Source organism: Streptomyces sp. NPDC046939, from assembly GCF_040644575.1.
In the GTDB taxonomy this organism is placed as follows: Bacteria; Actinomycetota; Actinomycetes; order Streptomycetales; family Streptomycetaceae; genus Streptomyces.
This window is the reverse complement of record NZ_JBEYWV010000009.1, coordinates 208,588-230,147: the sequence shown is the minus strand read 5'-3', so window position 1 is coordinate 230,147 and position 21,560 is coordinate 208,588. Positions and strand designations below refer to the sequence as shown.

21 protein-coding genes are annotated in these 21,560 nt (G+C 72.6%); 16 read left to right on the top strand and 5 right to left on the bottom strand.

The annotated features are described in order from the left end of the window. Positions 1 to 263: 263 nt before the first annotated feature. From ABZ877_RS13070 to kynU, 8 genes are all read left to right on the top strand, one after another. Positions 264 to 1,115, top strand: a complete 852-nt coding sequence (locus ABZ877_RS13070; protein WP_361068914.1) for an SRPBCC domain-containing protein — start codon at positions 264 to 266, stop codon at positions 1,113 to 1,115. 26 nt (positions 1,116 to 1,141) lie between these two features. Next, positions 1,142 to 1,936 (top strand): aldose 1-epimerase, encoded by a 795-nt coding sequence (locus ABZ877_RS13065; RefSeq protein WP_361068911.1) that lies wholly within the window; start codon positions 1,142 to 1,144, stop codon positions 1,934 to 1,936. 10 nt (positions 1,937 to 1,946) lie between these two features. Continuing rightward, positions 1,947 to 2,501, top strand: coding sequence for an orotate phosphoribosyltransferase (gene pyrE, locus ABZ877_RS13060; RefSeq protein WP_361068909.1), 555 nt, complete (start codon positions 1,947 to 1,949; stop codon positions 2,499 to 2,501). A 158-nt stretch (positions 2,502 to 2,659) separates the two neighbouring features. Further along, entirely contained in the window at positions 2,660 to 3,691 is a 1,032-nt protein-coding gene (gene fbaA / locus ABZ877_RS13055; RefSeq protein ID WP_361068906.1) for a class II fructose-bisphosphate aldolase, read from the top strand. Positions 3,692 to 3,777: 86 nt separating this feature from the next. Beyond that, a complete protein-coding gene (locus tag ABZ877_RS13050) occupies positions 3,778 to 5,007 on the top strand; it encodes an aminotransferase class I/II-fold pyridoxal phosphate-dependent enzyme (protein ID WP_361068903.1) in 1,230 nt (409 codons plus the stop codon). Further along, positions 5,004 to 5,417, top strand: a complete 414-nt coding sequence (locus ABZ877_RS13045; RefSeq protein WP_361068900.1) for a DUF3151 domain-containing protein — start codon at positions 5,004 to 5,006, stop codon at positions 5,415 to 5,417. Before ABZ877_RS13050 ends, ABZ877_RS13045 begins: the two co-directional genes overlap by 4 nt. A 147-nt stretch (positions 5,418 to 5,564) precedes the next feature. Beyond that, a complete protein-coding gene (locus ABZ877_RS13040) occupies positions 5,565 to 6,443 on the top strand; it encodes a tryptophan 2,3-dioxygenase family protein (RefSeq protein ID WP_361068898.1) in 879 nt (292 codons plus the stop codon). Next, positions 6,436 to 7,623, top strand: a complete 1,188-nt coding sequence (gene kynU / locus ABZ877_RS13035; protein ID WP_361068897.1) for a kynureninase — start codon at positions 6,436 to 6,438, stop codon at positions 7,621 to 7,623. The genes ABZ877_RS13040 and kynU overlap by 8 nt, the downstream gene beginning before the upstream one ends. Here the strand turns inward: kynU and ABZ877_RS13030 are convergent. Further along, positions 7,620 to 8,231, bottom strand: coding sequence for a TetR/AcrR family transcriptional regulator (locus ABZ877_RS13030; RefSeq protein ID WP_361068895.1), 612 nt, complete (start codon positions 8,229 to 8,231; stop codon positions 7,620 to 7,622). The two genes, kynU and ABZ877_RS13030, sit on opposite strands and share 4 nt — an antisense overlap. A 171-nt stretch (positions 8,232 to 8,402) precedes the next feature. On the opposite strand from ABZ877_RS13030, the gene ABZ877_RS13025 reads away from it, so the two are divergent. From ABZ877_RS13025 to ABZ877_RS13000, 6 genes are all read left to right on the top strand, one after another. Then, positions 8,403 to 9,278 (top strand): alpha/beta hydrolase, encoded by an 876-nt coding sequence (locus ABZ877_RS13025; RefSeq protein ID WP_361068890.1) that lies wholly within the window; start codon positions 8,403 to 8,405, stop codon positions 9,276 to 9,278. 82 nt (positions 9,279 to 9,360) lie between these two features. Beyond that, positions 9,361 to 10,719: a histidine kinase gene (locus tag ABZ877_RS13020; RefSeq protein ID WP_361068887.1), complete on the top strand. Its 1,359-nt coding sequence runs from the start codon at positions 9,361 to 9,363 to the stop codon at positions 10,717 to 10,719. Then, on the top strand, positions 10,716 to 11,381 hold the full coding sequence (locus ABZ877_RS13015) for a response regulator transcription factor (protein WP_361068884.1): 666 nt from the start codon (positions 10,716 to 10,718) through the stop codon (positions 11,379 to 11,381). The genes ABZ877_RS13020 and ABZ877_RS13015 overlap by 4 nt, the downstream gene beginning before the upstream one ends. A 19-nt stretch (positions 11,382 to 11,400) precedes the next feature. Continuing rightward, a complete protein-coding gene (locus ABZ877_RS13010) occupies positions 11,401 to 12,618 on the top strand; it encodes a cytochrome P450 (protein ID WP_361068881.1) in 1,218 nt (405 codons plus the stop codon). Between the two features lie 314 nt (positions 12,619 to 12,932). After that, positions 12,933 to 13,250, top strand: coding sequence for a hypothetical protein (locus ABZ877_RS13005; protein WP_361068878.1), 318 nt, complete (start codon positions 12,933 to 12,935; stop codon positions 13,248 to 13,250). Positions 13,251 to 13,386: 136 nt separating this feature from the next. Continuing rightward, a complete protein-coding gene (locus ABZ877_RS13000; protein WP_361068943.1) occupies positions 13,387 to 13,815 on the top strand; it encodes a MarR family transcriptional regulator in 429 nt (142 codons plus the stop codon). A 37-nt stretch (positions 13,816 to 13,852) separates the two neighbouring features. On the opposite strand, the gene ABZ877_RS12995 is transcribed toward ABZ877_RS13000, so the two are convergent. Continuing rightward, positions 13,853 to 14,698: a diacylglycerol kinase gene (locus ABZ877_RS12995; protein WP_361068875.1), complete on the bottom strand. Its 846-nt coding sequence runs from the start codon at positions 14,696 to 14,698 to the stop codon at positions 13,853 to 13,855. 172 nt (positions 14,699 to 14,870) lie between these two features. Between ABZ877_RS12995 and ABZ877_RS12990 the strand changes: the two genes are divergently transcribed. Continuing rightward, positions 14,871 to 16,154, top strand: coding sequence for an adenylosuccinate synthase (locus tag ABZ877_RS12990; protein WP_361068873.1), 1,284 nt, complete (start codon positions 14,871 to 14,873; stop codon positions 16,152 to 16,154). Between the two features lie 55 nt (positions 16,155 to 16,209). Here the strand turns inward: ABZ877_RS12990 and ABZ877_RS12985 are convergent, their stop codons facing one another. After that, the gene (locus tag ABZ877_RS12985) at positions 16,210 to 17,961 is read right to left on the bottom strand and encodes a serine/threonine-protein kinase (RefSeq protein ID WP_361068871.1); all 1,752 of its coding nucleotides are present in this window, start codon (positions 17,959 to 17,961) and stop codon (positions 16,210 to 16,212) included. Between the two features lie 205 nt (positions 17,962 to 18,166). On the opposite strand from ABZ877_RS12985, the gene ABZ877_RS12980 reads away from it, so the two are divergent. Next, the gene (locus ABZ877_RS12980; protein WP_361068868.1) at positions 18,167 to 19,522 is read left to right on the top strand and encodes an aspartate aminotransferase family protein; all 1,356 of its coding nucleotides are present in this window, start codon (positions 18,167 to 18,169) and stop codon (positions 19,520 to 19,522) included. Positions 19,523 to 19,582: 60 nt separating this feature from the next. On the opposite strand, the gene ABZ877_RS12975 is transcribed toward ABZ877_RS12980, so the two are convergent. Both ABZ877_RS12975 and ABZ877_RS12970 read right to left on the bottom strand, forming a co-directional pair. After that, positions 19,583 to 20,233, bottom strand: coding sequence for a hypothetical protein (locus ABZ877_RS12975; protein ID WP_361068865.1), 651 nt, complete (start codon positions 20,231 to 20,233; stop codon positions 19,583 to 19,585). A gap of 105 nt (positions 20,234 to 20,338) precedes the next feature. Continuing rightward, entirely contained in the window at positions 20,339 to 21,013 is a 675-nt protein-coding gene (locus ABZ877_RS12970) for a GntR family transcriptional regulator (protein ID WP_361068863.1), read from the bottom strand. Positions 21,014 to 21,560: the final 547 nt, after the last annotated feature.

Here is a 21,560-nt window from a genome sequence, read left to right as displayed (position 1 = left end):
GTGGTTGCTCGCGCAGTTCCCCGCGCCCCTGAGATGCGCACTGCGTGCGCCATCTCATGGGGCGCGCCAGGGGGAGGCGCGACGAAGTCGCAGCCTCCAGGGGCGCGGGGAACTGCGCGACCAGCCCCCACGGCGCCGCACCCGAAGAGGACGCGAGCGAGGCAGACGCGGCGCAGCCACACCCACCCGCCCCCGAAACGAATCCGCACCCGCGCCGCCGAACAAGACGCCCGCCCCCGACGGAGTCGCTACGCTCGGGTGCCATGGAGCATGAGGTGTTCGTTCCGGTTCCCGCCGAGTCCCTTCGGGCGGTGCTCTGCGATCCGTCCCGCGTGGAGAGGGCCCTGCCGGGGTTCCAGCCCGACGCGTCCGGCGACGAGGGCCGCCTCAAGGTGCGGATCGACGGGCACACCATCACCTACCGCGGAGCGGTCCGCGTGGTGGAGGCGCCCGACGGCTCGTACGCGGTGACCGGCCGGGGGACGGAGGCGCGCGGCACGGGTGGTGTCGAGTTCGCGCTGACGGCCCGTGTCGTCGCGGCGGACGGCGGTTCGCTGCTGACGTTCGCCGGTACGGCGTCCGGTGACGGGCGGGTGGCCGAGTTCTCGGAGGAGGCCGTGACGTCGGCGGCACACCGCCTGCTGAACCGTTTCGCCGGAAACCTCGGGGCCGCCGGCCAGGAGCCCGGCTCGGACGACGAGCCGGACGATGACATGGACGGCGAGCTGGATGCCGACGCGGAGAGTGACGCCGGCTATTTCACCGACGGCGTTTCCGGCGGCGACGACGACCGCGACGCCACCACCCCGCGCCGCCTCCCCCTCTACGACACCGACGTCCCCCCGTCCGGCCTCGACCCCGACCTCGACCCCGACGCCGACGAGGACGACACCGGCGACCTCCCGGCGGAGCCCGCCGCCGCGCACGCGCGCCGCACGATGATCGGCCGCAGCGCCGAGGAGGTCGACCACGCGCCGCCGCGCGGCCGGTACGCGCCCGTGCCCGCGCCGGAGGGCGTCACGGCGAGCGCCACCCTGCGCTGGGCCGCGCCCGCCGCCGCGCTCGCGCTGGCGTCCGCCATCGTGGTGGGGCGGGCCCTGCGCAGGCGGCACTGACCTCACGCCGCATAGGCTCGGTCGTCGTGACGACTCGAGAGACGACGCTGACCGCGGGCGACGCGGAAGTGACCGTGGCGCCGGGCAACGGCTGCCGGATCAGCAGCCTGAGGATCGCCGGGACCGAACTGCTGCGGCAGGGGGAGCGGTACGGGTGCTTCCCGATGGTGCCCTGGTGCGGGCGGACCAGGGACGGCCGGTTCCGTGACGGCGGGCGGGTCCACCAGATGCCGCTGAACTCGCCGCCGCACGCCATCCACGGCTTCGCCCGCGACGCCGAATGGACGACCGCGCGGGTCAGCGGCTCGGAGGCCGTGTTCACGTACGACCTCACCGACCCGTGGCCGTGGCCCGGCCGGGTCACGCAGATCGTCGCGCTCACCGAGGACGCGCTGACGCTGACGCTCGGCATCGAGACGTACGGCGACTCGTTCCCGGCGCAGGCGGGCTGGCACCCCTGGTTCAACCGGACGCTCGCCGAGAGCGGCAACCCCGTGCGGATCGCGTTCGAGCCCGCCTGGCAGTTGGAGCGCGGCGACGACCACCTGCCGACCGGGCACCGCGTGGACGTGAAGCCGGGCCCCTGGGACGACTGCTTCGGGATGCCCGACGGTGTCGACGTGACGCTGACCTGGCCCGGCGAGCTGGAGGTGAACGTGCGCAGCCGCGAGCAGTGGGTCGTGGTCTACGACGAGCAGGACGCGGCCGTGTGCGTCGAGCCGCAGACCGGGCCGCCCAACGGGCTCAACACCGATCCGCGCCTGGTCACCCCGGTCGAGCCGCTGGAGGCCAGCACCACGTGGAGCTGGACGCGCCTTTAAGCTCGTAGCCATGACGACGAACGACGTGCGCGCGGCGCTGCTCCAGCAGATCAAGGACAAGGCCGTGGTGCACGGCAAGGTGACGCTCTCCTCCGGTCTTGAGGCCGACTACTACGTCGACCTGCGCCGCGTCACCCTCGACGGCGAGGCCGCCCCGCTGGTCGGGCAGGTGCTGCTCGACCTGACGAAGGATCTTGAGTACGACGCTGTCGGCGGTCTGACCATGGGCGCCGACCCCGTCGCCGGGGCGATGCTGCACGCCTCCGCCGCCCGCGGGCAGCGGCTCGACGCGTTCGTCGTCCGCAAGGCCGCCAAGGCGCACGGCATGCAGCGCCAGGTGGAGGGCCCGGACATCAAGGGGCGCCGGGTGCTCGTCGTCGAGGACACGTCCACGACCGGCGGGTCGCCGCTGACCGCCGTCGAAGCGGTCCGCGCGGCCGGCGCCGAGGTCGTCGGCGTGGCCACCATCGTGGACCGCGCGACCGGCGCCGCCGAGAAGATCACCGAGGGCGCCGGGGTCCCGTACCTGTACGCGTTCTCCAAGGACGAGCTGGGCCTGGACTGAGACGAGCCGCCGGGCCCGGAGCCCGGCTCTCGCGCAAGTCTGGAAAGATGGGGGCGACGATGACGTCACCCCCATGGACTTGGTGAGGGTCGGACCACCGGTCGAGACACCTGAAACAACCCAAACCCGCAATCGCGCGCTTCACGAGGAGTCGGCAGATGGCCATCGCAACCCCGGATCAGTACAACGAGATGCTCGACCGGGCCAAGGCGGGGAAGTTCGCCTACCCGGCCATCAACGTCTCGTCGACGCAGACCCTCAACGCGGCCCTCCAGGGCTTCGCCGAGGCCGAGAGCGACGGCATCATCCAGGTCTCGACCGGTGGCGCCGAGTACCTCTCGGGCCAGGGTGTGAAGGACATGGTCGTGGGCGCCCAGGCGCTCGCCGAGTTCGCGCACGTCGCCGCCGCGAAGTACCCGAACAAGATCGCGCTGCACACCGACCACTGCCCGAAGGGCAAGCTGGACGGGTACGTGCGCCCGCTCCTCGACATCTCCGCCAAGCGCGTCGAGGCCGGCGGCCTGCCGCTGTTCCAGTCGCACATGTGGGACGGCTCGGCCGAGACCCTCGACGACAACCTGAAGATCGCCCAGGAGCTGCTCGCCAAGGCCAAGGCCGCGAACATCATCCTGGAGATTGAGATCACGCCGACCGGTGGCGAGGAGGACGGCGTCTCGCACGAGATCAACGACAACCTCTACACCACCGTCGACGACGCGATCCGCACCGTCGAGGCGCTGGGCCTGGGCGAGAAGGGCCGCTACCTGCTCGCCGCCTCGTTCGGCAACGTGCACGGCGTGTACAAGCCGGGCAACGTCGTGCTCCGCCCCGACCTGCTCGCCGAGCTGAACGCGGGCGTCGCCGAGAAGTACGGCAAGCCGGCCGGCTCCAAGCCGTTCGACTTCGTCTTCCACGGCGGCTCGGGCTCCACCCTGGAGGAGATCCGCACCGCCCTTGAGAACGGCGTCGTGAAGATGAACCTCGACACCGACACCCAGTACGCCTTCACTCGGCCGATCGCCGGTCACATGTTCCAGAACTACGACGGCGTCCTGAAGGTCGACGGCGACGTCGGCAACAAGAAGACGTACGACCCGCGCGTGTGGGGCAAGAAGGCCGAGTCGGGCATGACCGCCCGTGTCGTCGAGGCGTGCGAGAGCCTGCGCTCGACGGGCACCCGCATCAAGTAACGCCCGTCCGTTCCAGCCCTCGCACGGGCCCGGCGCCCCCGCTCCTCCGGGGTGCCGGGCCCGTGCCATGCCCAAAGGCGCCCCCAGTGACGTACGACTTCGACACCCCCGTCGACCGGCACGGCACCTGGTGCGTGCAGTGGGACGGCATCACGGACCGCTTCCCGGTCCCCGACCTGCTGCCGTTCACCATCTCCGACATGGACTTCGCGTGCGCGCCCGAGGTCCTGGCCGCCCTGCACGCCCGCCTCGCGCACGGCGTCCTCGGCTACACCGAGTGGCGGAACGACGACTTCCGCGGCGCGGTGCGCGACTGGTTCCGCACCCGGTACGCCACCGAGGTCGACACCGACCGGCTCGTGTACGGGCCGTCCGTCCTCAACCAGATAGCGCAGTTGCTGCGCATGTGGACGGAGCCGGGCGACGGGGTCGTCCTGCACACCCCGGCCTACGACGGGTTCCGCAAGTCCGTCACCGGGCTCGGCCGCGACCTGCGCCCCGTCGGCCTCCACGACTGGACCGGCCTCGAACGGGAGCTGGCCAGGACCGACAGCCGCGTGCTCCTGCTCTGCTCGCCGCACAACCCGACCGGCCACGTGTGGACCGACGCCGAGCTGCGCCGCCTCGCCGACCTCGCGGGCACCCACGACGTGGCGGTGATCAGCGACGAGATCCACGCCGACCTCACCCACGACGGACACACGCACCTGCCGTGGACCCGGTACGGCGACGGGCTGCGCTGGGCGCTCGTCACCTCGGCCACCAAGTCCTTCAACTTCCCCGCGCTCAGCGGCAGTTACGGGTTCGTCGGCGACCCGGACGACCACGCCGAGTTCACCCGCCGCATGGACACAGGTGAGGGGCTCGCCTCGCCCGCCGTGCTCTCGCTCACCGCCCACATCGCCGCCTACCGCGAGGGCGGCGCGTGGCTGGAGGCCCTGCGCGCCTACACGTACGCCAATCTGCGGCTTCTGGAGGAACGGCTCGACGCCGCCTTTCCCGAGCTCAAGTGGCGTGCTCCGCAGGCCGGTTACCTCGCCTGGGTCGATCTGCGGCCGCTCGGCATCACCACGGACGACGCCTTGCAGCGCGTCCTCGTCGAGCAGGAGAAGGTCGCCGTCATGCCGGGCGGGACGTACGGCGCGCCCGGCTTCGTACGGCTCAACGTCGGCTGTCCGCGGAGCAAGGCGGAGGCGGGCGCCGACGCGCTCGTGCGCGCCCTGCGCACGGTCACGGGACGTGACCGGCAGGCGCCGGACGGCGTGATCACCGGCGTGGAGAGCAGCCCGCCGGATGGCGCAGACTGGACACCATGAGCCTTCACGAGAACCTGCTCGGGGGACCGCCCCCGACCCACCTCCCCGACGACCCGGAGCCGCGCGAGCTGCTCGCCGGCGGCACGCCCCCGGCCGACGTCGCCGCGAAGTACCCGACCTCCTCGCTGGCCTGGGCGCAGCTCGCCGACGCCGCGTTCGAGCGGGGCAGCGTCGTCGAGTCGTACGCGTACGCCCGTACCGGCTACCACCGCGGGCTCGACGCGCTGCGGCGCAGCGGCTGGAAGGGCCACGGGCCCGTGCCGTGGGAGCACGAGCCGAACCGCGGCTTCCTGCGCGCCCTGCACGCCCTCGCGCGCGCCGCAGGTGCCATCGGCGAGCAGGAGGAGTTCGAGCGCTGCTCGCAGTTCCTGAAGGACTCGTCCCCGACGGCGGCGCAGACCCTCGGCTGAACCGTGCACGACAGTGAGGCCCGCCTGTGACCAGGCGGGCCTTGCCGTTCCGGGGGACGATTGTGAAGGATGCGAGGCGGGGACCGGGGCCCCGTGCCGGTAACGGCAGGGCGGACCGCTACCCGGAGCACACATCAGGAGACAGCGATGTCCCACGACGCGGATCACGGAGACCGGACCACCCCGGAGACGGGCGCCTCCACAGCGGCGGACACCCCCGACGCGCCGCATCTCGACTTCGCGGGCACCACGCCCTACGAGGACTACGTCCAGGCCGATGTCCTCACCCACCTCCAACACCTGCGCTCGGACGACCCCGGCGAGATGGTCTTCCTCGTGACGACCCAGGTCATGGAGTTGTGGTTCACCGTCATCGTGCACGAGTGGGAGACCGCCGCCCGTGCGCTCACCCAGGACGACGTGCCGACCGCCATCGCCGCGCTGAAGCGCTCGCGCCGCGAGCTGGAGGCCCTGAACGCCTCGTGGCGGCCGCTCGCCGGGCTCACCCCGGCCCAGTTCAACTCCTACCGGTCCTCGCTCGGCGAGGGCTCCGGCTTCCAATCGGCGATGTACCGGCGCATGGAGTTCCTGCTCGGCGACAAGTCGGCGTCGATGCTGGTGCCGCACCGCGGCGCGCCCCGCGTCCACGACGAGCTGGAGAAGGCGCTGCACGAGCCGAGCCTCTACGACGAGGTGCTGCGCCTGCTCGACCGGCGCGGCCACCGCATCCCGCGCTCCGTCCTCCACCGGGACGTGTCCCGGCGCTATGAGCCGTCGCCCGAGGTGGAGGCGGTCTGGACGGCGCTGTACGCGGGTGACGAGACGTCCGAACTGGCGCGGCTCGGCGAGGCGTTGACCGATGTCGCGGAGCTGGTGTGGCGCTGGCGCAACGACCATCTGGTCGCCACGCGCCGCGCCATGGGCGCCAAGACCGGCACCGGCGGCTCCGCCGGGGTGGCGTGGCTGGAGAAGCGCGCGCAGAAGACCGTGTTCCCCGAGCTGTGGACGGCGAGGTCCCATGTCTGACCTGCACGAGCGGGCGCGCGCACTCGACGCGGCCGACGAACTGGCCGCCGTGCGGGCCGACTTCGTCCTCGACGATGTCGTCTACCTCGACGGGAACTCCCTGGGCGCGCTGCCCGCCAACGTCCCCGGGCGGGTCGACGACGTGGTGCGCCGCGAGTGGGGCAGGCTGCGCATCCGGTCCTGGACCGAGTCGGGCTGGTGGACCGCGCCCGAGCGGATCGGTGACCTGATCGCGCCGCTGGTGGGCGCGGCGCCCGGCCAGGTCGTGGTCGGCGACTCCACGAGCGTGAACGTGTTCAAGGCGCTGGTCGGAGCGGTGCGCCTCGCGGGCGAGGGGCGGGACGAGATCCTCGTCGACGCCGCCACGTTCCCGACCGACGGCTACATAGCCGCGTCGGCGGCCCGGATGACCGGGTGCGCGGTGCGGGCGGTGGCACCGGCCGAGGTGCCGGACGCGCTCGGGCCGCGTACGGCCGCCGTGCTCCTCAACCACGTCGACTACCGCACGGGGCGGCTGCACGACCTGCCGGGGCTCACGGCGGCCGTCCGCGCCGCCGGGGCCGTGAGCGTCTGGGACCTGTGCCACAGCGCGGGCGCGCTGCCGGTCGGGCTCGACGAGCACGGGGTCGACCTGGCCGTCGGCTGCACGTACAAGTTCCTCAACGGCGGGCCCGGATCGCCCGCCTACCTGTACGTGCGCGACGCGCACCAGGCCGCCTTCGACTCGCCGCTGCCGGGCTGGAACTCGCACGCCGAGCCGTTCGGGATGCGGCCGGAGTACGAGGCCGCCGAGGGCGCGGTGCGCGGGCGGGTCGGGACGCCGGACATCCTGTCGATGCTGGGCCTGGAGGCGGCGCTTGAGGTCTGGTCGCGGCCGGACGTCTCCATCGAGGCCGTGCGCGCCAAGTCGCTCGCCCTGACGGACTTCTTCCTGGAGTGCGTCGAGGCGTACGTCCCCGCCGGGCGGGTGGAGCCGGTGACCCCGGCCGCGCACGCCGAGCGGGGCAGCCAGGTGGCGCTGCGGTGCGCGGACGCGGGCGCCGTGATGGAGCGGCTCATCGCGGCGGGCGTCGTCGGCGACTTCCGGGCGCCGGACGTGCTGCGGTTCGGGTTCACACCGCTCTACCTCGGGTTCGCGGAGGTGGAGCGGGCAGCGCGGGTGCTGGCCGAACAGCTCTAGGAGCTGACGTAGACGCCTGCCTCGGCCGCCGCCACCGCGGCGGCCACCGCACGGGCCGCGTCCGCCTCGGTGGGCGCGGTCCCGGTCGTGAGCAGGCGGTAGTAGAGCGGCGCCGACACCGCCCGGACGACCTCCGCCGCGTCCGTGCCCTCCGGCAGCTCGCCGCGCTCCACCGCCTCCTCGACGGACGGCGCCCACTCGGCGACCCGGACCTCGTAGAACCGGCGCAGGGCCTCGGCGGTCCGCTCGTCGCAGGTGGCGGCCGCGATCACCGCGCGGAACAAGGGGCCCTGGCGCGGATCGGAGAGGGTCTTGCGCACCAGCCGCGCGTTGGCCGTGAGGTCGCCGCGCAGGGTGCCGGTCGCCGTGCGCGGCAGCGACTCCTGCGCCATCTGCGCGAGCAGGTCGGCCACGAGGCCGGTCGGGGTCGACCAGCGCCGGTAGACGGTGGTCTTGCCGACGTCGGCGCGGCGCGCGATGTCGGCGAGGTCGAGCCGGTCGAAGCCCTCCGAGGCGAGGACGTCGCCCGCGGCTTCGAGGACCGCCGCGCGGACACGGGCGGTGCGCCCGCCGGGACGGAGCGTGCCGGGTTCGGGGTCGCTGCTCATGACAGGCAGGGTAACGGCACAGCAGGACCGTTTACTCGGTGACGGAACGTGTCGGCGCACGTCATGGGCCTGGTAGCGTCCGCTTGCCTACTGGTTTCCACTGGGTTCTCCAGTGTTTTCCTCCAGTGTTTTTCTTGCGCACTCACGTTGCGACGTCGAGAGGTTGGGAGCATGCCGGACGAAGCCGCCGCGCGCGACGAGGCGGAGGAGGCGTCGGCCTTCTCGCACCCCGCGGTCCCGCCGGACGCCACCGCCGCGTACGGCGACCACCCGGACCAGGTCGTGGACTTCTACGCGCCCCGCGACGGCCGGGCCGCGGCGCCGCTCGTCGTCGCCCTGCACGGCGGCGCCTGGCGGACCCCGTACGACCGGGCGCACCTGAGCCCGTTCGCCGACTTCCTCGCCCGGCGCGGGTTCGCCGTCGCCAGCGTCGAGTACCGGCGCGGCCGGGCGCTGCCGCAGCAGGGCGCGAAGGCGCCGGTGGCCGGGCGCTGGCCCGAGACCTTCGACGACGTCGCCGCCGCGCTCGACGCCCTGCCCGCCCTCGCCGCCGAGCACCTGCCGTCGGCGGACGCGCGGCGCACCGTCGTCACCGGGCACTCGGCGGGCGGCCACCTCGCGCTGTGGGCGGCGGCCCGGCACGTCCTGCCCGCGGACTCGCCCTGGCGCACCCCGGCTCCGCCCGCGCTGCGCGGCGTCGTGGCCCTCGCACCGGTCGCGGACCTCGGGCTCGCGCGGAAGCTCGGGGTGTGCGCGGGCGCCGTCGCCGAGCTGCTGGGCGGCGAGGACGAGCGGGCCGAGGCGCGGCTGCCGTACGCGGACCCCGCGCGGCTGCTGCCCACCGGCATCGCGACCACGCTCGTCCAGGGCCGTACGGACACGACCGTGCCGTGCGCCGTCGCCGAGGCGTACGCGGACGCGGCGGCCAGGGCGGGCGAGGTGGTCGGCACCACGTTCCTGGAAGGGGTCGGGCACTTCCCGCTGATCGACCCGGCGGCGGACGCCTGCGCGGTCGTCGCCGAGGAGATCGCGCAACTGGCCTGGTGAGCCGAGTAGTACTCACGGCGGACCCGAAGGACCCGTCTGACTGGGGACGACCCGGCGCCGGGGCGGCCCGTACCGTCGGGGCATGACCGAGACGACCGCCACCTCAGGGGCGCCCAGCAACCGCAGCCCCGAGTTCAGCCTCGCGCAGTCGGCGCTGCGGGGGCTGCGCGAGGACCTGTTCCGCGACGTGCGCGCCTACCGACCGCTGCCCAGGGCGGCGGCGGACGGGCCGTGGGCCCAGCTCTGCCCGCCCGCCCTCCGCAAGCACCTGGGCCTCTTCCCGCACGCCCTGGTCCTTGCCCTGGCGCTGTTCACGTTCCTCGTCGGCATGGCGAGCTACAGCTCCTCCAGCGAGGGCGTCGTCGCCGCCCTGGCGGGGCTCGCGGCCGCCCTGCCGGTGGCGCTCACCCTGCTGCGGCCGGTCCTCGCCTGGTGGCTCTCGTTCGCGGTGGCCCCCGTCCTCGTGGTGCTGACCGGCGACGGCCTGTATCCGTGGTCGAGCGGCAGCATCGTCGGCCACACGGCCGTGATGCTGGTCGTCGCGGCCCGCACCCGGCCCCGTACGGCGGCCTGGATGTGGGTGCTCAGCGCGGTGTACGCGGTCTTCGCCGGCCAGCTGATGGGCGGCATCGACTCCGGCATCTCCGTGCCGATGCTGGTGGTCTCCGGCGTCGCGCTCGCGATCGTCACCCTGATCCAGGTCAACCGCACGACGCGGCGCCAGGTCGTCCAGGAGCGCACGGTCACCGCCGTCGAACGCGACCGGCGGACCCTCCTCGAAGAGCGCACGAACATCGCGCGCGAACTGCACGACGTCGTCGCCCACCACATGTCGGTCGTCGCCATCCAGGCGGAGGCGGCGCCCTACCGGGTCGAGAACCCGCCGCCCGAGCTGGAGCAGGCGTTCGTCACGATCCGCGAGAACGCGGTGGCGGCGCTGACCGAACTGCGCCGGGTCCTGGGCGTCGTACGGGCCGAGGACTACGAGGCGCCCGACGCCCCGCAGCCCACCCTCGCCGACCTCGACAAGCTCCTGGAGAACGTACGGGAGGCCGGCCTGACCGTCACCAAGGCCGTGACCGGCGCCGTCCGCGAACTGCCGCAGGGCGTCGAACTGTCGGCGTACCGGATCGTGCAGGAGGCGCTCAGCAACGCGCTGCGGCACGCGCCCGGCGCCGAGGCGGCCGTCGAGGTGTCGTACGTGCTCGGCGGGCTCGGCCTGCGGATCGTCAACGGCGCGCCCAGCGCCCTCGCCAAGCCCTCGCCCGGCGCCGGACACGGCATCACCGGGATGCGTGAGCGCGTCACGATGCTCAGCGGCGAGATGACGGCCGGGCCGACGGCGGACGGCGGCTACGAGGTCATGGTCTTCGTGCCGGTCGCGACCCAGGCCCCCGAGCAGCGCGAGAAGGCCGACGACACCACCGGGGCGGACGCATGATCAAGGTCCTGATCGCCGACGACCAGATGATGGTGCGCGAGGGCTTCTCGGTGCTCCTCAACGCGATGCCGGACATCGAGGTCGTCGGCGAGGCGGTCAACGGCGTCGAGGCGGTCGCCAGGGTCCGCGAACTCCACCCCGACGTCGTCCTCATGGACATCCGCATGCCCGAGATGAACGGCATCGAGGCGACCCGCGAGATCGTCGCCGCCGACGAGGGCGCCAAGGTCCTCGTCCTCACCACCTTCGACCTCGACGAGTACGTGTACCAGGCGCTGCGCGCGGGCGCGTCCGGCTTCCTCCTGAAGGACGCGTCGGCGCGCCAACTCGCCGAGGGCGTCCGGGTGGTGGCGAACGGCGAGGCGCTCCTGGCCCCCTCCGTGACGCGCCGCCTGATCACCGAGTTCTCGAAGCTCTCGGAGTCGCCGAAGCTGCCCGCCGTGCAGAACCCGGGGGCCTACGGGGAGCTGACCGACCGCGAGACGGAGGTCCTCGTCCTCATCGCACAGGGACTGTCGAACGCGGAGATCGCCGAGCGGCTCGTCGTCGCCGAGTCGACCATCAAGACGCACGTCAGCCGGGTCCTGGTCAAACTGGGCCTGCGCGACCGCACGCAGGCGGCCGTCTTCGCGTACGAGGCACGTCTGGTCACACCGGGCTGAGCGGGGCTAGCGTCCAGACATGGACGCTGTCACCGCCTTCGACCCGTGGTCCCCGGCCTTCGTGGCCGACCCGTACCCCGCGTACGCGGCGCTGCGCGAGGCGGGCCGGGTCCACTGGTTCGAGCCCACGCGCCAGTACCTGATCCCGCACCACGCGGACGTGTCGACGCTGCTGCGGGACCGCCGCCTGGGCCGCACCTATCAACACCGCTACGCGCACGAGGACTTCGGCCGCACACCCCCGCCACCCGAGCACGAGCCGTTCCACACCCTCAACGACCACGGCATGCTCGACCTCGAACCCCCGGACCACACGCGCATCCGCCGCCTCGTCTCCAAGGCGTTCACCCCGCGCACGGTCGAGCAATTGCGACCCTACGTGGAGAAGCTGGCCGGAGACCTCGTCGCGGGCCTCGTCGCGGACGGCGGCGGCGACCTCCTCACAGCGATCGCCGAACCCCTCCCGGTCGCGGTCATCGCCGAGATGCTCGGCATCCCCGAGGCGGACCGCCCGCTCCTGCGCCCCTGGTCGGCGGCGATCTGCGGGATGTACGAGCTGAACCCGCCGGAGGAGACGGCGCGGGCGGCGGTACGGGCATCGGTGGAGTTCACGGAGTACCTGCGGGCCCTGATCACGACCCGCCGCCACAGCCCCACCGACACAGACCTGATCTCGGCCCTGATCGCCGCCCACGACGAGGACGACGACCGCCTCACCGAACAAGAACTCATCTCGACCTGCGTGCTGCTCCTCAACGCGGGCCACGAGGCCACCGTCAACTCGACGGTGAACGGCTGGTGGGCCCTGTTCCGCCACCCCGACCAGCTGGCGGCGCTCCGCGCGGACCACGCCCTGGTCCCGCGCGCCGTCGAGGAGCTGATGCGCTACGACACCCCGCTCCAGCTCTTCGAACGCTGGGTGCTCGACGACATCGACTTCGCGGGCACCACCATCCCCCGCGGCTCCGAGGTCGCCCTCCTCTTCGGCTCCGCCAACCACGACCCGGCGGTCTTCACCGACCCGGCCCGCCTCGACCTCACCCGCGCCGACAACCCCCACATCTCCTTCAGCGCGGGCATCCACTACTGCATCGGCGCCCCCCTCGCCCGCGTGGAACTGGCGGCATCTCTCCGAGCCCTGCTCACCCAGGCCCCGACACTGCACCTGGCAGCGGAACCCACCCGCCGCCCGAACTTCGTCATCAGGGGCCTGGAGGGGCTCCCCGTCGCGCTCTGAACACCCGGTGCAACAAAACCCCACCGAGCGCCCCGACCCCGACCCCGCCGACAAGACACACCGGCAGATCGATGACGAAGACCCGCCAGTCGGGGGCCTGCTCGAACCGATTCACACGCCCCTGCGCCCGCCCCCACCACACCCACAAGCCACCCCCGATCCCGGCGAGAACGGCGAGGCAGCCGAGTGCGGCTTCTGTGCGTTGTCCCATGGGTGGGGGGACGTCTGTTCGCCGGGCTTGGTTTCAGGACGCCACCTGCGCCGATCGTGCAGCATGACACAGCGCGCTCACCATGTGGCTGATCCGGCAGTGCATGCGGGAGCGGCCGGATCTCAACCTGATCCCGACACTGGGGCTCAAGGTCGGAACCCACCGCACCGACCGGGCCGAGCCCGACGGCATGCTGGCACCGGTTCACCACTTCCTGGGGCAGGGACACTGGGCCGACGCCGAAGGCGTTCTCATGACCGTTGAGATCACGTTCTACGACGCCGACACCCACGCCCGCGACCGAGTGGAGAAGCCCGCCGCCTACGCCGAGGCGAACATCCCGTGTACTTGCTGGTGGACCGTCCCCGACCCTGTCGGCATCGAGCTGGACACGGAACAGCTCAAGCGGTACGTCCGCTGACCGCCGCTCGGGCTGGACTGACCGCGCCGGCGGCTTGATATACCTGCTGAGCAGGTATTCGGCGGAAAGGCGGGCGGACGGCGTGGGTGAGGCCGACGGAGCGGGGGAGATCGCGCGGCGGGTCGAGTTCGAGACCATGCTGCTCAGCCGGCACGGCTATCTGTCCGGATCCCGGGCCAGGTCAGACCGCTGGCGCCTGGACCGCAGCGCGTACATCCTCCTGAGCCGGATCCAGCTGGACGGGCCGATGTCGATCGGGCAGCTCAGCGAGGCGTTCGGCCTGGATGCCTCGACCCTGAACCGGCAGACGGCCGCGATGCTCCGTGCCGGGCTCGTCGAGCGCATCCCGGACCCGGACGGCGGCATCGCCCGCAAGTTCCGCGTCACGGAGGAGGGCGCCAGGAGCCTCGACGAGGACCGCGGGCTGAACGTCGAGGTGATCGGCGGTCTCATGAAGGACTGGACCGAGGAAGAGGTGGCCGGCTTCGCGGCGAGCCTGCGGCGTCTGAACCGGGCGATCGAGGACCTGGAGGGGCGTCCGTGGCCCCGGCCCGACGGCTCCTGACCCCGCACAGCCGCCACCGGCCCCGACGGCAGGGCGCTCAGGGCAGCGCCAGGCCCCACGCCCCCACCCGTACCGTCCACATCCGGCGGCGGACCGGGCCCGCGATGGCGACCGTGTCCGTGCGGTAGCGGAAGTCGGGTCCGGTCACCGTGATCGTCCGGGCCGAGGCACGCAGCGGGGGCGCGTCCGGGGTGTGGTGGATCTCAAGGCGGGCCAGACCCGTACCGGTGGCGGGGCCGACCGAGACGTGGCGGACCGGCTGGTCGAGGTCGAGCACGGTCCTGCCGTCCGCCTCGATCCGCAGGTGCGCCGGGGGGCCGGGCTCCTGGCCCGTGGGGCGCGCGGGCCGGGGCGCGAGCGTGCGGACCAGGGAGCGGCAGGTGCGCAGCCAGGGGTGCGCCGCGCCGTCCGCGCCGGGGGGATGCTGGGTGAGCGGCGGGATGCGCAGTTCGCCGAGGACCACGCCGTCGCTGTCGTCGACGAGGAGGTCGAGGCGGCGCTCCGAACCGTCCAGCGCGGCGCGTGCCGCGGCGACCGCCCCGGAGGGAATTCCGAGGGAGCGTGCGAGCGACACGGCACCGCCCACCGGGATCATCGAGAGCACCGCTGCGGACAGCTCCCGCTCGCGGTGCAACAGGGAGACCGCCCGCAGCAGCGCCCGGTCGTCACCGATCACCACGGGGCGCCGCGCACCCCGCCTGGCCAGCGCTTTCGCGAATTCCTCCGGCCCCTCGGGCAGGCACACGCGGGCCGCCGCGCCCGCGCACAGCACATCCTTGGCGATCCGTACGGACTCCCCGTCCGTACGCCGGGCGAGGGGGTCCACGAGCACCAGAACCTGCCGCGACAGCCCCTCGTCCGTCCGGTCAGCCGGCTGTTCCAAAGCCGCCACCTCGGCCTTGCCTCGCTTCCTCGGGTAGCATCTTTGTGCAAGAGCCCCTTGCGCTATTGCGCCAGGGGCTTCGTCTATTCCGGGGCATACCAAGGCTTACGCATTCATCAGTGGCTGCGACCCCTGACCTTGGACATGCCCCGCCCGGAAGGGGTGTACGCCTGTGCCCGCACTTGTGCTGCTCGGTGCTCAGTGGGGTGACGAAGGCAAGGGAAAGGCCACCGACCTGCTCGGTGGATCCGTGGACTATGTGGTGCGCTACCAAGGCGGCAACAACGCCGGTCACACGGTCGTCGTGGGCGACCAGAAGTACGCGCTGCATCTCCTCCCTTCCGGAATCCTCTCGCCGGAGTGCACGCCGGTCATCGGAAACGGTGTCGTCGTCGACCCGTCGGTCCTGCTCTCCGAGCTGAGCGGTCTGAACGAGCGCGGCGTCGACACGTCCAAGCTCCTGCTCAGCGGTAACGCGCACATCATCACGCCGTACAACGTGACCGTCGACAAGGTGACGGAACGGTTCCTCGGCAAGCGCAAGATCGGCACCACCGGGCGCGGCATCGGCCCGACCTACGCCGACAAGATCAACCGCGTGGGCATCCGCGTCCAGGACCTCTACGACGAGTCGATCCTCACCCAGAAGGTCGAGGCGGCCCTCGAGGTCAAGAACCAGCTCCTCACCAAGCTCTACAACCGCCGCGCCATCGAGGCCCAGCAGGTCGTCGAGGAGCTGCTCGGCTACGCGGAGCAGATCAAGGGCTACGTCGCCGATACCACCCTGATCCTCAACAAGGCGCTCGACGACGACAAGGTCGTGCTCTTCGAGGGCGGCCAGGGCACGCTCCTCGACATCGACCACGGCACGTACCCCTTCGTCACCTCGTCGAACCCGACCGCGGGCGGCGCCTGCACGGGCGCCGGTGTCGGCCCGACGAAGATCAGCCGCGTCATCGGCATCCTCAAGGCGTACACGACCCGCGTCGGCGCCGGACCGTTCCCGACCGAGCTGTTCGACGACGACGGCGAGGCGCTGCGCCGCATCGGCGGCGAGCGCGGTGTCACCACCGGCCGCGACCGCCGCTGCGGCTGGTTCGACGCGGTCATCGCCCGCTACGCGACCCGCGTCAACGGCCTGACCGACTTCTTCCTCACCAAGCTCGACGTCCTCACCGGCTGGGAGCAGATCCCCGTCTGTGTCGCGTACGAGATCGACGGCAAGCGCGTCGAGGAACTGCCGTACTCGCAGACCGACTTCCACCACGCGAAGCCCGTCTACGAGATGCTGCCGGGCTGGTCCGAGGACATCACCAAGGCCAAGACCTTCGCCGACCTGCCGAAGAACGCGCAGGCCTACGTGAAGGCGCTGGAGGAGATGTCCGGCGCCCCGATCTCGGCCATCGGCGTCGGCCCCGGCCGCGACGAGACGATTGAGATCAACTCGTTCCTGTAGAAGGACGTGCACACGGCACGCCCCGGTCCGCCTCGCGCGGGCCGGGGCGTCCGCGTCAGCCCGCCTTGTCGTACGTGGACGCCTTGCCGGTGTCCATGACGCGGTTCAGTTGCCCCGAGGGGAGCACGGTGAGCGTGCTCGCCGCTCCGGGGGCGCAGGTGGGCGCGCCAGGCCCGGACACGACGTCGGTCCGGCCGATGCTCAAGGTGTCGCCGTCGGCGGACACCAGATCGCCCTGGAACAGACAGCGATAGGTGGAGCCCGACGACAGCGAACCGTCCGCCGTCACCGACAGGACGGTGTCGCCGGGGCTGCCCTGCTGAATGGTCAGCCGGTACGCGACGCCGTTGTCGTCCGTTCTCTCCCAGCTGCCGAGGAACTTCACCGGTATCACGTCCGAGGAAGCCTGCGGGGTCTGACCCTGCTCGCCGGTGGGTGACGGTGTGTCGGGGCCCGGCTGGGCCGATGCCGTCACCGTCGGCGACGCCGTGTCGCCGCCCGCCTTCGAGCCGGCCGTGCCGTCGTCCTTCATCAGGGCGAAGACCGATCCGCCCGCGCCGAGAGCCACTATCAGGGCGACCACGATCAACGCCGCCGTGGAACGGCCCCGGCGCGGCGGCTCCTGCTGCGGGGAGACCAGCGGGGCCGGACCGTAGGGCGGGGTCTGGCCCCAGTTCCCCTGCGGATAGCCGTACGCGGCCGGCTGCGGCTGGGGCTGTGACGGGTAGCCGTAGGCGGGCGTGGCCGGGGCGGGCGCCGCCGCCTGCTGGCCGACGACCATCGTGGGCAGGTGGTTGAGCTGGGCGCCGCCCGGCTTGCCCGGCGGAGGCGGGGGTGGGGGTGAGGGCGCTTCGGGCGCGGCCCGCGTCCCCCGGTCCGGTTCCTCCGAATCCAGCAACTGCACGGCGTGGCGCCCGAGTTGCGCAACGAGCGCGCCGGGCAGCCACGGGTCACGAGTGCGGCCCCCGTCGCCCAGGGTGTCTTCCGCGCCGGTGCGCTCCAGGATCTCCCGCAACGAGGGGCGGGCGGCGGGCTGCTTGCGCAGGCAGTCCCGTACGAGATCCTGCAGGCCCTCCGGGACACCGGCCAGATCCGGCTCCTCCTGGGCGATGCGGAACATCAGCGCGTGCACCCCGCTGTTGGACGTGCCGAACGGCAGCGCGCCCGTCGCCGCGTACGCGAGGACCGAGCCCAGGCAGAACACGTCGCACGCCGGGGTGACCCGGTCGCCGCGCACCTGCTCCGGCGCCATGAACCCGGGCGATCCGACCAGCGCGCCCGTCCGCGTGAGACCGCCGTCGGTGACCGTCTCCAGGGCGCGGGCTATGCCGAAGTCGATGACGCGCGGGCCGTCGATCGTCACCAGCACGTTCGACGGCTTCAGATCGCGGTGGATCAGACCCGCCTCATGGATGTCCATGAGCGCGTGCGCGAGCCCGGCCGCGAGGATGCGCACCGACCGCTCCGGCAGCGCCCCGTAGTCGTGCGAGACGACCTGCTGGAGCGCGGGCCCCGCCACATAGCCCGTCGCCACCCACGGGATCTCCGCGTCCGTGTCCGCGTCGAGCACCGGCGCCGTCCACGCGCCGCCGACCTGCCGCGCCGCCCGCACCTCCTGCCGGAAGCGCGACCTGAACTCCTCCTGCTCGGCGAGCTCCTCGCGGACCAGCTTCACCGCGACGGTCCGGCCGCGCTCGGAGCGCGCCAGATACACCTGCCCCATGCCGCCCGCGCCCAGCCGGCCGAGCAGCCGGTACGCCCCGATGCGCTGCGGGTCCCCCGCTCCCAGCGGTTCGAGCCTCTCCATGTCGCGCCACCCTCCCCCGTACGTGACCAACCCTCTGAGAATAGTGCGGACATACGACAGAGAGGCCCGGAGCGGCTCACACGGTTCCGTAACGGACGCGGAGAGTGATATACGCGCGGTGAGCGACAGGGTGTCGCGTTCGGGGCCGTCCCGCAGACAGGACGCCGATGGTGCGGCGGCGGACGCCGCCTCTACCCTCGGGCCCATGACCCCTCAGCCGAATCCCCAGGTCGGCGCAGCCGTCAAGGCCGCGGACCGTGCGCACGTGTTCCACTCCTGGTCCGCACAGGAGCTCATCGACCCCCTCGCCGTCGCCGGTGCCGAAGGCTCGTACTTCTGGGACTACGACGGCAAGCGCTACCTCGACTTCGCGTCCGGGCTCGTCTTCACCAACATCGGCTACCAGCACCCGAAGGTCGTCGCGGCGATCCAGGAGCAGGCCGCGAAGATGACGACGTTCGCGCCCGCCTTCGCCGTCGAGGCGCGCTCCGAGGCCGCACGCCTCATCGCCGAGCGCACCCCCGGCGACCTCGACAAGATCTTCTTCACCAACGGCGGCGCCGACGCCGTCGAGCACGCCCTGCGGATGGCCCGCCTGCACACGGGCCGCCCGAAGGTCCTCTCCGCCTACCGCTCGTACCACGGCGGCACCCAGCAGGCCGTGAACGTCACCGGCGACCCGCGCCGCTGGGCCAGCGACACCGGCACCGCCGGGGTCGTCCGGTTCTGGGCGCCGTTCCTGTACCGCTCCCGCTTCTACGCGGAGACGGAGGCGCAGGAGTGCGAGCGCGCCCTGGAGCACCTGGAGTCGACGATCCAGTTCGAGGGCCCGTCGACGATCGCCGCGATCATCCTGGAGACCGTCCCCGGCACGGCGGGCATCATGCTGCCGCCCGAGGGCTACCTCGCCGGGGTCCGCGCCCTGTGCGACAAGTACGGCATCGTCTTCGTCCTCGACGAGGTCATGGCGGGCTTCGGCCGCACCGGTACGTGGTTCGCGGCCGACCTGTACGGGGTCGTGCCGGACCTCATGACCTTCGCCAAGGGCGTCAACTCCGGGTACGTGCCGCTCGGCGGCGTCGCGATCTCCGGCGCCATCGCCGAGACGTTCGCCAAGCGGCCCTACCCGGGCGGCCTCACCTACTCCGGGCACCCGCTGGCCTGCGCCGCCGCCGTCGCCACCATCGAGGTCATGGCGGAGGAGGGCATCGTCGAGCACGCCGCCAAGCTCGGCGCGGACGTCATCGAGCCAGGGCTGCGCGCGCTGGCCGAACGGCACCCCTCGGTGGGCGAGGTGCGGGGCGTCGGCATGTTCTGGGCCCTCGACCTCGTACGGGACCGGGCGACGCGGGAACCCCTCGTGCCGTACAACGCGACCGGGCAGGACAACACGCCGATGGCCGCGTTCGCCGCCGCCGCGAAGAGGAGCGGCCTGTGGCCGTTCGTCAACATGAACCGGACCCATGTGGTGCCGCCGCTGAACATCACCGAGGCCGAGGCCAAGGAAGGGATCGCGGCGCTCGACTCGGCGTTGGGCGTGGCGGACGAGTACGTGGCGTAGGAATGCGGGCCCGGGGGACGGCATCGTGATGGCGTCCCCCGGGCCCGACTCGCCGTCGGCTCAGCTGAAGACGATCATCGACCCCTGGGCCAGGCTGCGGGTCGCCGCCTGGTGCAGACCCAGCCACACATGGCGCTCCCGCGCGAACGGGCCCTCACCGGGGGCGACCGGCGCCGCCCGTTCCTCCAGTTCGGTGGGGGCCGCGGGCGGGGCCGGCGGGCGCGGCGGGTTCGCCGGGTCGATGCCGATCGACGGGGCCACGTACTCCAGTTCGCGCAACAAGGCGTGCGAGGAGCCCAGCGGGCCGCCGCCCTCCAGGAGTTCGTCGTTCGACAGCGGCGCCGGGAAGTCCACGGGGACGTACGCGCCCGCGTGGTCGTAGTGCCACACCAGATGCGAGGCCTGCGCCGTCGACTCGAACATCTCCAGCAACTGCTCGTAGTCGCCGCCCAGTTCGTCCACCGGCGTCACCGCGAGACCGCACATCTGGAGCAGATAGGCGCGGCGCAGGAAATGCAGCGCGTCGTAGTCGAACCCGGCCACGGGCGCCACGTCGCCGGAGAGGCCCGGCATGTACGCGTAGACCGGGACCGGGGGCAGGCCCGCCTCGTGCAGGGCCTTGTCGTAGAGCGCGAGTTCCTCCGCGAACGGGTTGTCGGGGCTGTGGCACAGCACGTCGACGAGCGGGACGAGCCACAGGTCACAGGCCAAGGGGGCTCCTTAGGGCTCCGGTTGTCAGGTCAGGGTAGTGCGCGACGGCCCGGCACAGCCCTGTCTTGCGGGTACCCGTTCTCCGGCTCCTTCTCCGGCTCCTTCTCAGGCGCCGGATTCGCCCGCGAGGCGTTCGAGCAGGGACAGGGACTCCTTGTTGTACGCCGCGATGATCTCCTGCGCGGCCGGGGCGTCCCCGCGGGCCAGCGCGTCCACCAGCGCGCAATGGCCCGACCACAGGGCGCCCCGCAGGTCGTCGGCGCGGCGCAGCAGCGGGACCGCGCACATCCACGACTGCACGCGCAGACGGTGGAAGAAGTCCGACAGATACGGGTTGCCGAACAAGGCGGCCAACTCGCGCCAGAACCGCAGGTCGTAGCCGATCAGGACGTTCAGGTCGCCGGCGCCCGCCGCGCGGGCCGCCTCCTCGCCGCGACGGCGCACCCCCGTGAGGGCGCCCTCCGGGATCTCCGGCAGAGCGCGGAAGATACCGTCCGCCACCAGGCTCCGGGCCTCCACGATCGCGCGGTAGTCGGACAGGGAGTACTCGTGGACGCGGAAACCGCGGTGCTGGGCCGAGTCGAGCAAGCCCTTCGCGGTCAGATCGACCAGAGCCTCCCTGACCGGGGTCGCCGACACCCCGTACCCCTCGGCGATCTCCTTCACCGTGAACTCCTGGCCCGGGCACAGGCGGCCCGCCAGGATCTCGTCGCGCAGCGCGTCCGCGATCTGCTGGCGCAGGGTGCTGCGGGTGACGGCGGGGCCGTCGAAAGCGGGCAAGGCGGGTCCCCCGGTTCACCTGGCTGTCAACGTACCCCGCACTTTATCCGCGGCGCCGGACCGCCCCCGCGCCTTCGGCCTCCGGCCCTGTTCCCCGCCCCCTCGGGGTTGCGGGGACTCCGTCCCCCACGCCCGGGCTGCGGCGCCGAACCGGCCCGGCGCCTTCAGGCCCCGGCCCTGTTCCCCGCCCACCCGCCCCCGAGGTGGTTGCGGGGACTTCGTCCCCACGCCCGGGCTGCGGCGTCGGACCGCCCCAGCGCCTTCGGGCCCCGGCCCCGTTCCCCACCCCCTCGGGGTTGCGGGGACTCCGTCCCCCACGCCCGGGCTGCGGCACTGAACCGCCCCAGCGCCTTCGGGCCCCGGCCCTGTTCCCCACCCACCCGCCCCCGAGGTGGTTGCGGGGACTTCGTCCCCACGCCCGGGCTGCGGCGCTGGACCGCCCCGGCGCCTACGGCCCCCGGCCCCGTTCCCCGCCCACCCGCCCTTTCGGGGGGTGTGGGGACTCCGTCCCCCCTCACCCCCGGGCTGCGGTGCGGGACCGTCCCCG